The following is a 14,286-nucleotide window of genomic DNA, read 5'->3' as shown; positions in this document are numbered from 1 at the left end:
TTCTATACACTTGTTCTCACGAAATCCGCAGTATATGCGGATTTCTTTATTCTAATTAATCGTCAACGAGACACTACACTAGTCATAGTTCCCTCTGTTTTTTACGACTTGAATGAAGGATTCAAGGGCTATATTGTTATGATCCTTATGGTACAGTACATAGTAATCAACTGGCGGAATCTGACCATCTAGTATTGGAATCTCAATTAGTGATCCGTCATCGAGAGATCTTTGTATCAGATGTCTTGGCAGAATGGTATACCATTCGCTGTTATATATCAGTGGAAGGACTTTAGCTGCGTTGTTGATACTTAGCTGAAAGCGATGCGATGGGGAAAAGAGCCATTGATAAGTTCCTGAATACAAGAAATCAGAATGTATCATTGGAAGCGTTTTAACCTTGGTTGAAACTATTCCAGCTTTATACTCAGTATTCTGTGAAGAGGTTGTTAGGATAACATCTTCCTGATCTACGAGCTTACATATGTAGTTTGGATTTTCGTAGGAATGGTGTGAAAAGATCACGTCATTCCTATATTTTTTTAGATTGGTTATAAGGCTATTACTGCTTTCGATTTCGACCTTTACTGAAAAATCAGGGTTTTCTTTTGTGAATCGGTCTATATTATCTTTGAGCCATAGATCGTAAAAGGCGTCCACTGTTCCAATAGACAGAAAGTGATTGTATTTACTAGTTTGCCTTATGGAATCAAGAGCGTTATTTTGAAGATTGATGATCTCTTCTGCATAGCGCATGAAGGTGATTCCTGTTGGAGTTATTGAGAGTTTCCTATTATTTCTCACAAAGAGTTCTTTGCCAATTTCCTGTTCCAACTCCTGAATACGTTTGCTTACTGTTGACTGTGCAACTATCAGGTTTTCTGAGGTTCTAGTAAAGCTCTTTGTTTCTACCAAAGATAAAAAAGTAAGTAATTGTTCTCTGTTCATTTCATATAATTCCTCACTATGAAAAAAAACGATAATAGGTATCGAAATTATTCTTTTTTATAATCATACGGATTATGTTAGATTATTTCAAGAAAAATAAAAACTCAGAGGAGGAAGGATATGAAAAATAGAAGTATTCAGAGGATAGTTGCATCTACATTGGCTTTTGTCATGACTTTGGGGATGTGTGCTTGTGGAACGACCACATCTGAACAGGAGTATGGGAGCGAGTCAGCTTCAGTAGAAGCAAGTTCAAGTAATTCAGTAGAAAGTACTGAGGAAGTTTTGGCTGAAAACGAAGAGAAAAGTGAAGTAACTGTAACAGACCTTGCAGGTAGAGAAGTCACGGTTTCTCTTCCAGTTGAGAATGCATATCTTGGCTATTACTATGAGAACTTTCTTGCTGTAGTAGGACCAGATGCTTTTACAAGAGTAAAAGCTACTTCACTTTATGACACAGAAGGTTATGCAAATACCTTAGCTACAATCTACAAAGAAAATGTGGAAGGCTATACAGACATGGTAGATGTTGGTTCTACACTTCAGGACAACTTTGATGTTGAAAAGCTCATTGAACTTGAATGTGACGTTGCGATAATGGGACAGTACCAGTACGATGCAATAGAAGATAAGGTTAATCTTCTAGAGGAAGCAGGTATTCCTGTAGTTATTATCGATTATTCAACTGCCACAGAAGAGACTCATATTGCATCTACAGAGATTCTTGGAAAAGTATTTGGTGTAGAGGATAGAGCGGGTGAGATCATTGAAAATTACAAGGCCGGAATGGCAAATGTAAGAGACATCGTATCAAAGATTTCAGAGACAAAGACAACATTCCATGAGTTCCAGAGCGTTATAAGCACATATTCAGAGGTTGGTGTATCTGATTTTGCAACATATCTTTTTGGAAGATACCTGTCACAGGCTGGAGCTGATGATATCGCATTTCCTATTGCGGAGACAGCAGAGAGCGGAAGAAGTACAACCCTTGATATGGAATATATCCTTGATAAGGATCCAGAGGTTTGGTTCATCATTGGCGGTGAGACAGCAAATGACGAAACTGATGGAATTGTGATGGGATATGGAATTTCTGAAGAAGACCTTATTGCTTCTGCTAAAGGAATGATCGATAGCAGACCAGGTTTTACTAACCTTAGTGCTGTCAAGAATGATCAGATCTACTGCGTTGAAAACAATACCTTAAGAACCCTTAGGGACTACATCATCATTGAGTATATTGCAAAAGTTCTTTATCCAGATGAGTTTGCAGACCTTGATCCTGAAAAAGAGTTTGAGGAGTATTCAAAGAAATACTTACCTTCAGTACCTACAGATGGAACATTTATCTATCATTTAGAGGTTGCAGATATTGAGTCATGAGTACGGGATACAGAAATCTTAATAGAAAAAGAATCTTTGTAATAGTCTTGATGGCTATAGTGATGATACTGCTTATTTTTGCAGATCTTTTCACTGGATCATCCAATATGTCGGTAAAAGAAGCCATAGATATCCTTTTGGATGGTCCTTCAAATGAAAGTAAATACCATTTTATTTTATGGGCTGTAAGAATGCCAATGACTATGACCTGCCTTGGAGTAGGGGCGTCATTGGCCCTTGCAGGGGGACAGATGCAGACAATCCTGCAAAATCCTCTTGCTAGCCCATACACTCTTGGAATATCTTCTGCAGCCGGATTTGGTGCTGCACTTTCTGTGGTAACTGGTTTTCCATTTATACCAATCTCTTGGATCAACATATCAGTATCGGCCCTTATCTTTGCCCTTGGAACATCAGCCTTGATCTTTACATTATGTAAAAGAAATGCTGATACAAAGACAATGATCCTAATAGGAATAGTGGTGACTTTTCTATTTAGTGCACTTCAATCTCTTATGCAGTATCTTGCAAGTCAGGAACAGCTCTCAGAGATAATGCACTGGATGTTTGGGTCTTTATCTAAGGCCTCTTCACAGGGAGCAGTTGTGTGTATCGCCTGCTTTGTGTTCATCTTTATCTTATCAATGGGATCCACATGGCAGCTCACCTGCCTTTCAGCTGGAGAAGAAAGAGCAAAGAGCCTTGGAATCGATACTGAGAGGCTTAGAAGAAAGATATACCTGTGCTCATCTCTTTTGACAGCAGTTTCAGTTTCTTATGTTGGATCAATAGGGTTCATAGGGCTTGTAGCACCACATCTTGCAAGGTCCTATGTCGGTGATGATCAGAGGTTCTTACTGGTTCTTTCTCCAATAATGGGAGCAATCATTCTCCTTGCAGCATCTATAGTTGCCAAGATCATGAAGCCAGGAGAGATAATACCCGTTGGAATCATTACAAACCTCGTGGGTGTTTCATTCCTTCTTTATCTTTTGTTGAGGAAAAGACTATGAGAGAACGATGCAATATGGAGCTGAAGATTCAGGATATTAAGGTGAGCTTTGGCGATAAAAAGGTATTAAAGGGTGTGAACCTGGAACTATCTGGTGAAGGACTATATGCGGTTGTTGGTGTAAATGGAACTGGTAAAAGCGTTCTGATGAAGTCCCTTGCAGGCATTCAAGCATATTCTGGAAAGACCATTCTTACTGATGGTGATGAAGCTTGTCCTAAAAAGGATATAGCTTATGTGCCTCAGGCTACTAATCTTAATTCTTCATTAACTGCTTTTGAGATGGTCCTTTTAGGGAAAGTAAAGCAGCTAAGGCTTAGAGTACCGGATGATGTTATCAGTGAAGTATATGAAGTTATGGACAGACTAAAGATAAGAAATCTCGAGAACCAAAAATTTGCATCTTTATCTGGAGGCCAAAAACAGCTGGTGATCATGGCCCAGGCTCTTTTATCAAAACCAAAGCTATTACTACTTGATGAGCCTACATCTGCCCTTGATCTGTATCATCAGCTTAATCTATTGTCCTTAGCTGGTCAGTACTGTAAAGAGTCAGGAGCAATGGCGATAATCATCATGCATGATCTTTCACAGGCTGCTAGGTTTTGCAAAAAGATTGCTGTCCTAAAGGATGGAAAGGTATTTAGGTTTGGAAAGCCAAAAGAGGTTTTAACAGAGCAGATAATAAGAGACGTCTTCAACGTAGACGCAGAAATAGGGTGTAGTGGCAGCGGATATACGACAGTTCTGCCCGTAGCCATTACGACTTAAAGAAAAATGAGCCACAACCGTCCCTAGGGCTCAAAAAGATGGATATATGAACGAGAAAAATAGCATAATAACAGGAAATCTATGGACCTCCATACTTAAATATCTGGCGCCACTTCTTTTAAGCATGCTGATACAGCAGTCCTACCAGACTATAGATGCGATAATAATAGGACAAGGCTCCGGTTCAAGAGCACTTGGTGCAATTGATTCGACCTATGGCTTTATTAAGCTACTTATCAACTCATCAATTACTTTAACTAGCGCTGCATCAGTTCTTGTATCTAAGAGTTATGGTGCTGGAAATATAGCAAAGGTAAAGAACTATATTAGAGCCTTGGCCCTATCATCATTCGCAATAGGAATCATAATTTCGATTTCACAGTTCTTTTTGACAGCTGGCATATGTGACATCATGAATGTTCCTGAGGAGATGGTAAAAGACGCATCGCTTTATACAGGAATTTATCTTGGCGGGGCAGTATTTATGATGCTCTATAACTGCGGAGCTAGTATCTTAAAGAGTATTGGTAATTCTGTATTTCCATCAAATGTCCTGATGATCTCAAGTATTCTTAATGTCTTACTTGATCTCATATTTATTTATGGACTTCATATGGGAGTTGCAGGGGTGGCTATAGCTACGGTTATCTCCCAGGCAATCAGTGCTGTATTAGTGCTAACAAAGTTATTAAAATTATGGAACAGCTTTGAGACGAAGGAACAGGATAGACATAGTGGCAATCCCATGCTGGAATCTATAAAAGATATCCTGGCTTTTGGAATGCCGGCAGCAGCCCAGTCCATATTATTCTCATTTTCAAATATCTACATGCAGTCTGCAATAAATAAATGCGGAACAACAGTAGTTTCGGCCTGGGCTGTATGTGGAAAGCTTGATTTTTTGATATGGATAATCGCAGATGCACTTTCTATTACCGCAGCTACATTTATTGCCCAGAACCTTGGAGCAGGTAAAAGAGATAGAGTAAGAAGAGCTAGGAACCACATAGTTTTAATCTTTGTGATGATAATAGGACTTATAAGCGTATTACTATATGCCTTTACGCCGGTGCTTTCAAAAATCTTTATAAAAGATAAAGATGTGATCGAGGGAAGTGTTATGCTTATGCGACTTATAGCGCCATTTTATGTGACTTGTATAGGAGCAGAGTTATTTAGCGGTATCCTAAGAGGATATGGAGATCCTCTAAAGCCAGCGATCTTTACACTTATTGGTACTGTTGGTGGAAGAGTTTTGTGGATAGTAGCCTGCGACATAGCAAGGCACAGTGGAATAAACTGGATTATCTTGGCTTATCCTTTTAGCTGGATATTAACGACGATTCTTTTTCTCATATATGGACTTTATAGAATTAAATTCTTGACAGAATAACAATAGATGTTGTCTCAATATTCGATTATTGCTGATAATTATTATCAGTTATTCCCGATAATCCCGTGAACCATATTGCAATGTCTACTTTATTTTTTGAAGATTTTAAAACCAGGCAGTAGCCTAAAATTATGACTACTTATAAAACAGAAAAAAAACTGAATTAGGCAGTAACATGATGTGCGTTAAATCGCAAAATTCATTTTTTTAATATCGGACTCGCAAATAATCCGCTATCCCTTGCTGTTTCTGGATTTAAAGTTTGAAAAATCTGAACAAAGCCACACTTTAAGTGCCTGCCGGGCACATTTTTATGTTGCATCAATTTCTAAATTCTGTCATCGATCCTTCTCCTCAATGAAAACTTTTACGAAGATAAAAGCTCAGATTACAGAAAAGTACATTGTATTTTTTCTGGGCATAAACCATAATGAGAGCATAGATTTAGAAAAAATGATTGGCTTACTGAGAACGGACTGGATATTGGTTTTGATGGATAATTAAGGGAATAAGTTCAATAAGTAGAAAGAGTTGGATTTTTTTGATCTTGTCAGGACTTGCCACAGGTGCATCATGGTTGTGCTATTACAAGGCACTTCAAATGGGCGAAGCTTCAAAAGTGGTACCCATTGATAAGCTTAGTGTTGTAATAACACTGGTGTTGGCATTTGTCTTTTTACATGAGGAATTTACGATAAAATCCCTGATAGGATGCGTGCTGATCGGTGCAGGGACGTTGATTATGGTGATTTGATGGGAATTGCGGTTATGAAAAAGTGTAAAGGTGGAAAAAGATTTGCTTGGAGAAGGAAGCAGTTTACCAATACAGGGAGTAAGTATAAATTGGAACAACATAAGTGAGAAAAGCTATCTTCGCAGTCTTACCATGGATTATATCAGGAGAAAGCACAAGGATTGGGATAGGCTGTGCCACAATACATGGGAAGAAAGCAAGATGTTTGGAAATAAAGATATAACGGTGACTTAGGAGTGATGGAGCGTATTTAAATGGCATCAATAAGAGAAGATATAACGAAGTATATAAAGAAAAAATACAAGGCTTATCCGGAATATCTTTGGAAGAGATACCCGGAGTATGCGGTTTTCAGACATGACGATAACAAAAAGTGGTTTGCCATAATCATGGATGTTGAGGCAGATAAATTGGGGTTGCCCGGCGCAGAGCGTGTGGACATTGTTGATGTAAAAATCGACGATTTAATGCTTCGTGATATCTTATTGCAGCAGGAAGGTTTTTTACCGGCATATCACATGAACAAGGGAAGTTGGATGACAATACTTCTTGATGGGACAGTGAGCCTTGATGAAATCTGCAATATGATTGATGCCAGCTTTTTGGACACTGCATCTAAAAAGAAAAAGGACAGGTTCCGTCAGCCTAAAGAATGGTTAGTACCGGCAAATCCCAAGTATTATGACATTGAACATGCTTTTGACGATGCAGATGAAATTGACTGGAAGCAGGGGGCAGGAATTATAAAAGGTGATACGGTGTTTATGTATGTAGGTGCACCTGTATCTGCGATTCTTTATAAGTGCAGGGTTACAGAGGTTGATATACCTTATGACTATGAGGATAAAAATCTTAAGATCACAGCTCTTATGAAGATAAAGCTTCAAAAGAGATATAAGCCTGACAAATTTAATTTTGACAGGTTGAAATCTGAATATGGAATATATGCTGTGCGAGGGCCAAGAGGAATACCTAACAGCCTTAGTGCGGCTTTGAAATAGAAGCTAGAGTGAAATTAACGATGTTTAGGAGCAGGAAATGGCAGAAAAATAGAAGAGTTTATATGCGGTGGATATTCAGATTGTGTAGTATAATAATTTATGAAACTGTAAACATTTTTGTTGGAGGAAATAAAAATGGCAGATATTGCAGAAATCATTAAGAAAGTAAGTGAAAACAAAGAGCTTATGGCTCAGATAGCAAAGGCAGATCCGGCACAGGCTAAAGACCTTCTTAAGAAGGCAAACATTGATGTGTCTGAGGATGACATCAAGAAAGTTCAGTCGGCGGTATCAGATGGCAAGCTTGACATGGGAGATCTTAAGAACCTTGCCGGCGCATTCTTTAAGAAATAAACTATCAGACAGAAAGAGTGATAAAACCTCTTAAAAACAGATATAAATAATTGGCAAGTCCTGTAGTAGAAAATACCTCTACAGGGCTTTTTTTACGCTCTTAAAAAGGATATAGTAAATGATATGCACCCACTCTTTTGATGTGAATATTTGATCAGATTGGAACATAGAATATGATTTATTGGATAATAGCTACTCTGGCTGCATTTTATATAAAGGGACTTTGTGGATTCGCCAATACCCTTGTATTTACTTCGATACTTAGTTTTGGAGTGGCAAATATAAATATATCTCCGGTGGAATTGATTCTGGGGTACCCAACCAATATGACCATCAGCTGGAAAGAACGAAAATCAATCGATTTAAAGATAGTACTTCCTCTTTCAGTCATGGTGATCATTGGTAGCTTTATTGGAGCTTTTTTCTTAAAAAACACGGACACAAGCATAATAAAGATAATTTTTGGAATATTGGTCGTTATTGTTGGAATAGAGATGTTATTTAGGGAATTGGCTAAAAAGAAAGCGAAAAATTCAAGAATATTGCTAATTGTGATTGGTGTAATATCGGGGCTTTTATGCGGACTTTATGGAGTAGGCGCACTGCTGGGTGCCTATATAGGCAGAACAACCGATAATCCCAAAGCTTTTAAAGCCAATATTTGCACAGTATTTATTATTGAGAATACATTTAGGATTTTAATGTATCTCTTTTATGGAATCCTGAATATAAATATGCTAAAGAGAGCTGTGATGCTGTCGCCGTTTATGTTAGTCGGACTCGGTGCAGGAATGTATAGCGCCGGAAGAATAAATGAACAGATAGTAAAAAGAATAGTAATCATAGTTTTGATAATATCAGGTGTGGCGCTGATAAAATTTGGGTGAACATATTCAGATATGATGCCTGTAAGTGTAAAATGATTGTATGAGAAAGGAGCCGATTATGGAAACATGGTATTACGTAGTTGTAAGCATAGACGGTGATTATGCCAATTTAAAGAGAACGGATATTGAATCTGAAGATTTGAAGCTGGTGGCAAGAGCTCTTTTACCTGAAGGAATAGCCGAGGGAACACAGCTTAAGTATGAGCTTATGCAGTATTCTATTGTGTGAGGGTGGAGCAGACTATGTACTCTAAAATTGTATTGTGTATATCTGAAACGGAAGATGAGATCCTAAAAAAGCAGCTCGCTATGTTAAGTGAGAGACATCATGCAGACGTTGAAAGAGTTGACATAGGTAAAGCTGCAGGTATTATTGCTGATTGTGAGCCTGACATTCTTTTTATCAGTGATGATGAGAAATTGCTGTCGGAAGCCAAAGATAAAGGAATGGCAATTAATACTCCGGCTGGGATGAGAGAATCATATAAAAAGGCAATGGAAATGCTAAAAGCATTAGGTACAGGCAGGAGTTTTTAAAAGAAGAATGTAAGCAGATGAGCTGGTTAATGAGAGATAACAAGATTTTAAGGAGGATAACAAATGCCATTTATTTCAACGAAAACCAATGTAACGGTAACAAAGGAAAAAGAGACACAGCTTAAACAACGCCTTGGACAGGCTATAGCAATCATTCCGGGTAAAAGTGAGAACTGGCTCATGCTGGCTATCGAGGGCGGTATTCCTATGTACTTCAGAGGTGATGATTCTCAGCCAACGGCTTTCATAGAGGTTAAGATTTATGGAGATGCTTCTTCAGATACATATGGGAAGATGACAAAAGAGCTGACTGGAATTTATGGGGATATTTTGGGAATAGCACCGGATCACATGTATATCCGCTACTTCGGATCAGATGATTGGGGATGGAACGGAAGTAATTTCTGACACACCTTTGGGGCTATAATAGTTAAAGATTGTATACAAAAAATGGGACTGCGTTATACAGTCCCTTTTTATGTGGGAATAAGTTAGCGGAAGCTAACAAAATGTAGTATCATTAATTATGATGATCTATATATTTTGAAAATGAAGGGGTATTGACAATGAAAACAGCAGAGCAATATAAGAAACTTACTATCAGTGAATTTACCAAAGCCGCTGATATATATGAGACAGATCATGCAGGTATTTACGAAATGTGTAAGGATGATTATCCATATATTGAGGCGGAACTTTCACATATAGAATATCAGGATTTGCTGGACTGCGGATGTGGTACGGGACCTATGATATCTCTTTTACATGAAAAGGACAGTTCAAGGCATTATGTGGGATTGGATATTACTCCAAGGATGATAGAGGTTGCCAAAAGCAAAAATCTTAAAGGAACTGAGTGGATAGTCGGAGATTGTGAAAACCTGCCTTTTGATGATGAATCTTTTGATGTAGTCATTTGTACAAACAGTTTTCATCATTACCCCAATCCTCAGAAATTCTTTAATAGCGTAAAGAGAGTATTAAGATCTGATGGAATGCTCATTCTTCAGGATTATACAGCGCCGGTGCCTATTCTATGGCTTATGAATCACACGGAGATGCCACTTGCCGATCTGATCGGACATGGTGATGTTGCGGCAAGATCACTTGGTGAAGTCAGGGGATTTTGTGAAAACGCCGGCTTACAAGTGGAAAAATTAAAGAGAGCCAGAAAAATGCGCATGCATCTTGTTGCGAGAAAAAAGCGTATTGAAGTTATTTAAAGTTTTTTTGTTTTCCGGGCCATTTACGGAAGATAGGATTTTGCATGTTAAGATGGAGCGTGGGGCGGAAATAAAAGCTTTCACTGTAGGAGATGAATAGGTGCTGGAGGGTAACTGAAATTTGGACTGGACAGCAGCGCCGGAAAATAATGATCAATAGAATATTGACTCGAAAAGTTACAAAGCTTATACTCGAAGATAACATTTACAGGAGGATCTGATTCATTATGACAAACGCACGTCTCGTTAACATAGTGGTCACAAACATGCTCGTGAATAATAATCAGGAGTTTAGTTTACTATGTAAGATGAGGCAATCGTGTTATAAGATGAATCTATAAGTATCCGGTATTAGTGAAAACGTAGATAGAGGCCTTATCAAGCATAATGTTTGATAAGGTTTTTTTTTACCGGGAGGGAATGATGTATGAAGATTGCACAGAAAAAATATGATTTGCCAAACGGGGAGATCGCAATAATAAAAAGCGCCGGGGCTGATGATGCACTTAAGGTAAAGCTTCATCGGGAGGCTACCTCAGCTGAAACTCACTTTATGGCCAGATATCCCGAAGATGGAGAGTTTAATCTGGAAAGAATTACAAATGTGCTTAAGAGCATTGAGGACAGTGAGCGTGATTTTATGGTAAGCGCATATATTGGAGATGAAATGATTGGAGATCTTGGAGTTACTTTAGTGCGTCCGCACATAAAATATTTACATCGTGGATATCTTGGTATGTCTATCAGACAAAAATATACAGGAATGGGACTGGGAAGCTTCATGATGAAAGTTGCGTTGGAGCAGGCCAAAGTCAATGGATTTGAGCAGGTTGAACTTGGCGTTTTTAGTGACAATGACAGGGCCAGACATCTCTATAGCAAGATGGGTTTTAAGGAATATGGGATGAATCCAAGGGCATTTAAGCTTAAGGATGGGACTTACAGAGATGAGATTATAATGGTCAATTTTCTTGATTGATGAGCATAGGGAGGTTCAGATGATTATAAAAAACGAGATACCGATTCTTGAATATGATGACAGTTCAGTGGAGGTGATAGCTCCGGATCATGACTTACAAGAGTTAAAGTTGCCGGAAAAGTGTTTGTTTGCTTTTCTAGGGGATGTTGTTCACAAATATGCAGAAGAAAACAATGCTGATGTGGCTGAAGAGCTGATAACCGTGTCGCATAATATAAAGATTTATGTCTTGCATGAGGAAAAAGAAGATATCTGTCTTGTCCAGTCTCCGATTGGATCTGCAGCAGCTACGCAGGTACTGGACACACTTGTAAATTGCGGATGTAAGAAAGTTATAGCTGTTGGTTCATGCGGCGTGCTGGCAGACATTCCGGAGAATGCTTTTCTTGTACCTACAAAAGCCCTCAGAGCTGAAGGAACATCTTACCACTATCTTCCGGCCACCCGGTATATTGATATAGATACAGAACCTGTGACTGTAATAGAAAATTGTTTTAAAAAGCATGAACTGCCTTTTGTTACTTGTACAACGTGGACTACTGACGGATTCTTTAGAGAAACAAAGGACATGGTTCAGTATCGCCTTGAAGAAGGTTGTACTGTAGTCGAAATGGAATGTGCTGCATTGGCTGCTTGCAGCAGAAAGAGAAAAGCTTTATTTGGGCAGTTTCTTTTTACTGCGGATTCCCTTGCCAATGTTCACGATTATGATGCCAGAGATTTTGGAATCGGTTCACATGAAAAAGCACTGCGTTTAGGATTGGATGTTTTGAGAGATTGGAAATAAAGGAGAGGACGAATGGAAGAAATCGTAATCAGAGAAGCAACAGAAAATGATGCAGAGCAGCTAATTGAATATACTAAAATCATAGGTGGTGAAACAGATAATCTGACATATGGCGCAGAAGGACTGCCAATAACAGTTGAACAGGAAAAAGGCTTCCTGCAAAAAATCAGTGAGGATAAGCATAGCGTATTTTACTGTGCCTGGAAAGATTCGGTTTTAGCAGGAACAGCGAATCTTGGTGGAATGCCGAGAAGAATGTCACATAGGGCGGAACTTGGCATATCAGTATTAAAATCCGAGTGGAATAATGGCATTGGAACTGAACTGATGAAGCATATTATTGATTATGCCAAGGAGAATGGAATAGAGATCATCAATTTGGAGGTTCGCTCTGACAACAGTGCTGCTATACATTTGTATGAGAAGTTTGGATTTAAGAAAACTGGCACTATACCTGCTTTTTTCAAAATTATAGATGAATATGCGGACTTTGATATAATGAGTTTGGATTTAAGATAATAGCAGAAATATAAATTGTTTTTAATGAGCTGTCATAATTGTTGGGAGGATTCTATGGACGCTAGGGAGTACTTGGAAATATTGCATGTAGCAGAAAGGCTAAAAGACACACCAAGACATTGTACAACAACAAAAGGAAGGACAGAAAGCGTAGCTGAGCATAGCTGGCGTATTTCTCTTATGGCATTTTTGTTAAGGCATGAATTCAAAGATTTAGACATAAATAAAGTAGTTGATATGTGTCTGGATAAACTTGAAGCATTAATCCAGCATAACGAATCACCGCTTAATACCTGGTCTGAGAATGAATTTGAACTCAATAAAACTTATGCTTTTGATACGGTAGCGTTTTCTTCATGGCTTACTGAATTGAGGAAAAGCATTCTCGAAGACACTTTGAAGAAAATAGAAACGGAGAGTTAAAAATCGTAATATCCGGGGAGAAGCATAATGATTGAGTATAAACAGACAAAAGAATTTACAGCTGCTCAGCTGCAGAGATTATTTCTTTCTGTTAACTGGGAATCCGGAGTATCAAGGCTATCATATCGGAGATAATCTTATGAAACAGATTATAAGTTTGTTTGAAAATCTTTTGTATGTAAAAATTATTCCATCAGATCCCAAAACAATTCCTTTTTATGAGAGATATGGCTTTAAGCAATATGACAATTATTCTGCCTTGGTTCTAAAGCAGTTTTCGTGAAGTGGAAATGCAGGCAGTAACACTGCCAATATTAAAAGAATACTAGTAATAGCAGTAGTAAGAAAAGGTTAATAATCGGAAGTAGAAGTTAATCGCACAAATTCAATTTTGCAGGAGAAACAGATGCTTAAGTATAGAGAAATGACAGAGGACGACAATGCTGCTGTTGCCAAACTTATAAGAAAAAATCTGGAAAAGCACAAACTTGATATTCCGGGAACGGTTTATTTTGATAAAGGGCTTGACCACCTTAGTGACTATTACGGAGTAGATGAGAGAAGATATTACGTAATAGAAGATGCCTGGGGAATAGTCATTGGGGGTATTGGCTTTTCGAAGCTTGATTTCATGGAAGAGACAGCAGAGCTTCAGAAACTGTATCTTGATGATTCTGCTAAAGGGTCGGGATTGGGATATGAGCTTATAGCATTGATAGAAGAAAAAATGAGGAGTGCAGGATTTCAGTATTCATATATGGAAACTCATGATAATCTTCAGGCTGCAATTCATATTTATAAGAAGAGCGGATATGTTGAGATAGAAAGACCAAAAGAAGTAGTTCATAGTTCAATGAACAGATTCTTTAAGAAACGTTTGGATTGATTTATGGTAAAAGAGCCTAAAAATTTCAGAAAAAAAGAGGCATTTATGGACACTTCCAGAAAGACAATAAACGTAGTAGCTGCGCTGATCAGAGACGGTAAAAGAGTTTTTGCCACAGCCAGAGGCTATGGGAATTATAAGGGTTGGTGGGAATTTCCGGGCGGAAAAGTTGAACCTGGAGAAAGCCCTGAAGATGCTTTAGCAAGAGAAATTAGAGAAGAGCTTGATTCAGAGATCAGCGTTGATGAGTATATTAGTACAATTGAACATGATTATCCGGAGTTTCATCTATCCATGCGGTGTTACTGGTGCAGTTTGATATCAGGAGATCTTGTGCTAAAAGAAGCTGAGGATGCTAAGTGGCTTGATGTTGAGACCATTGATTCAGTTAAGTGGCTTCCGGCGGATATTACTTTGATAGATGAG

20 protein-coding genes and 1 pseudogene are annotated in these 14,286 nt (G+C 38.3%); 20 read left to right on the top strand and 1 reads right to left on the bottom strand.

From position 1 onward, the window contains the following. Positions 1-78: 78 nt before the first annotated feature. Entirely contained in the window at positions 79-948 is an 870-nt protein-coding gene (locus J6O61_RS17595) for a LysR family transcriptional regulator (protein ID WP_292215621.1), read from the bottom strand. A gap of 120 nt (positions 949-1,068) precedes the next feature. On the opposite strand from J6O61_RS17595, the gene J6O61_RS17590 reads away from it, so the two are divergent. The 20 genes and pseudogenes from J6O61_RS17590 to J6O61_RS17495 form a co-directional block, all read left to right on the top strand. Further along, a complete protein-coding gene (locus J6O61_RS17590; RefSeq protein WP_292215620.1) occupies positions 1,069-2,334 on the top strand; it encodes an ABC transporter substrate-binding protein in 1,266 nt (421 codons plus the stop codon). After that, entirely contained in the window at positions 2,331-3,347 is a 1,017-nt protein-coding gene (locus J6O61_RS17585; protein ID WP_292215619.1) for a FecCD family ABC transporter permease, read from the top strand. The genes J6O61_RS17590 and J6O61_RS17585 overlap by 4 nt, the downstream gene beginning before the upstream one ends. After that, positions 3,344-4,117, top strand: a complete 774-nt coding sequence (locus J6O61_RS17580) for an ABC transporter ATP-binding protein (protein WP_292215618.1) — start codon at positions 3,344-3,346, stop codon at positions 4,115-4,117. The genes J6O61_RS17585 and J6O61_RS17580 overlap by 4 nt, the downstream gene beginning before the upstream one ends. Positions 4,118-4,163: 46 nt before the next feature. Beyond that, positions 4,164-5,510 carry an MATE family efflux transporter gene (locus tag J6O61_RS17575; RefSeq protein WP_292215617.1) on the top strand — a complete coding sequence of 449 codons (1,347 nt, stop codon included), beginning with the start codon at positions 4,164-4,166 and terminating at the stop codon, positions 5,508-5,510. Positions 5,511-6,015: 505 nt separating this feature from the next. After that, a pseudogene (locus tag J6O61_RS17570) lies at positions 6,016-6,264 on the top strand (EamA family transporter); the annotation flags it as partial. Between the two features lie 30 nt (positions 6,265-6,294). Then, on the top strand, positions 6,295-6,498 hold the full coding sequence (locus J6O61_RS17565; RefSeq protein WP_292215616.1) for a hypothetical protein: 204 nt from the start codon (positions 6,295-6,297) through the stop codon (positions 6,496-6,498). A 20-nt stretch (positions 6,499-6,518) separates the two neighbouring features. Continuing rightward, positions 6,519-7,265: an MmcQ/YjbR family DNA-binding protein gene (locus tag J6O61_RS17560; RefSeq protein ID WP_292215615.1), complete on the top strand. Its 747-nt coding sequence runs from the start codon at positions 6,519-6,521 to the stop codon at positions 7,263-7,265. A gap of 135 nt (positions 7,266-7,400) precedes the next feature. Further along, on the top strand, positions 7,401-7,619 hold the full coding sequence (locus J6O61_RS17555) for a hypothetical protein (protein ID WP_292215614.1): 219 nt from the start codon (positions 7,401-7,403) through the stop codon (positions 7,617-7,619). Positions 7,620-7,792: 173 nt separating this feature from the next. Beyond that, the gene (locus J6O61_RS17550; RefSeq protein WP_292215613.1) at positions 7,793-8,506 is read left to right on the top strand and encodes a sulfite exporter TauE/SafE family protein; all 714 of its coding nucleotides are present in this window, start codon (positions 7,793-7,795) and stop codon (positions 8,504-8,506) included. Positions 8,507-8,564: 58 nt separating this feature from the next. Next, positions 8,565-8,735 carry a hypothetical protein gene (locus tag J6O61_RS17545; protein WP_024865717.1) on the top strand — a complete coding sequence of 57 codons (171 nt, stop codon included), beginning with the start codon at positions 8,565-8,567 and terminating at the stop codon, positions 8,733-8,735. 14 nt (positions 8,736-8,749) lie between these two features. Further along, positions 8,750-9,043 (top strand): hypothetical protein, encoded by a 294-nt coding sequence (locus tag J6O61_RS17540; RefSeq protein ID WP_292215612.1) that lies wholly within the window; start codon positions 8,750-8,752, stop codon positions 9,041-9,043. A gap of 63 nt (positions 9,044-9,106) precedes the next feature. Beyond that, on the top strand, positions 9,107-9,451 hold the full coding sequence (locus J6O61_RS17535) for a phenylpyruvate tautomerase MIF-related protein (RefSeq protein WP_292215611.1): 345 nt from the start codon (positions 9,107-9,109) through the stop codon (positions 9,449-9,451). A 158-nt stretch (positions 9,452-9,609) separates the two neighbouring features. Continuing rightward, positions 9,610-10,266 (top strand): class I SAM-dependent methyltransferase, encoded by a 657-nt coding sequence (locus tag J6O61_RS17530; RefSeq protein ID WP_292215610.1) that lies wholly within the window; start codon positions 9,610-9,612, stop codon positions 10,264-10,266. A 427-nt stretch (positions 10,267-10,693) separates the two neighbouring features. After that, complete coding sequence (locus J6O61_RS17525) at positions 10,694-11,245, top strand: GNAT family N-acetyltransferase (RefSeq protein ID WP_292215609.1); 552 nt, start codon at positions 10,694-10,696, stop codon at positions 11,243-11,245. Positions 11,246-11,264: 19 nt separating this feature from the next. Continuing rightward, entirely contained in the window at positions 11,265-12,032 is a 768-nt protein-coding gene (locus J6O61_RS17520; protein ID WP_292215608.1) for a nucleoside phosphorylase, read from the top strand. Between the two features lie 12 nt (positions 12,033-12,044). After that, positions 12,045-12,551, top strand: coding sequence for a GNAT family N-acetyltransferase (locus J6O61_RS17515; RefSeq protein WP_292215607.1), 507 nt, complete (start codon positions 12,045-12,047; stop codon positions 12,549-12,551). Between the two features lie 54 nt (positions 12,552-12,605). After that, positions 12,606-12,974 carry an HD domain-containing protein gene (locus J6O61_RS17510; RefSeq protein WP_292215606.1) on the top strand — a complete coding sequence of 123 codons (369 nt, stop codon included), beginning with the start codon at positions 12,606-12,608 and terminating at the stop codon, positions 12,972-12,974. Positions 12,975-13,062: 88 nt separating this feature from the next. Then, positions 13,063-13,257, top strand: a complete 195-nt coding sequence (locus J6O61_RS17505; RefSeq protein ID WP_330613824.1) for a GNAT family N-acetyltransferase — start codon at positions 13,063-13,065, stop codon at positions 13,255-13,257. 123 nt (positions 13,258-13,380) lie between these two features. After that, entirely contained in the window at positions 13,381-13,860 is a 480-nt protein-coding gene (locus tag J6O61_RS17500; RefSeq protein ID WP_292215604.1) for a GNAT family N-acetyltransferase, read from the top strand. A gap of 3 nt (positions 13,861-13,863) precedes the next feature. After that, on the top strand, positions 13,864-14,286 hold a 423-nt coding region (locus J6O61_RS17495; RefSeq protein ID WP_292215603.1), incomplete at its 3' end, for a (deoxy)nucleoside triphosphate pyrophosphohydrolase.

This window comes from Butyrivibrio sp., from assembly GCF_017635265.1.
Lineage (GTDB): Bacteria > Bacillota > Clostridia > Lachnospirales > Lachnospiraceae > Butyrivibrio.
This window is presented reverse-complemented; position numbering and strand designations above follow the sequence as displayed.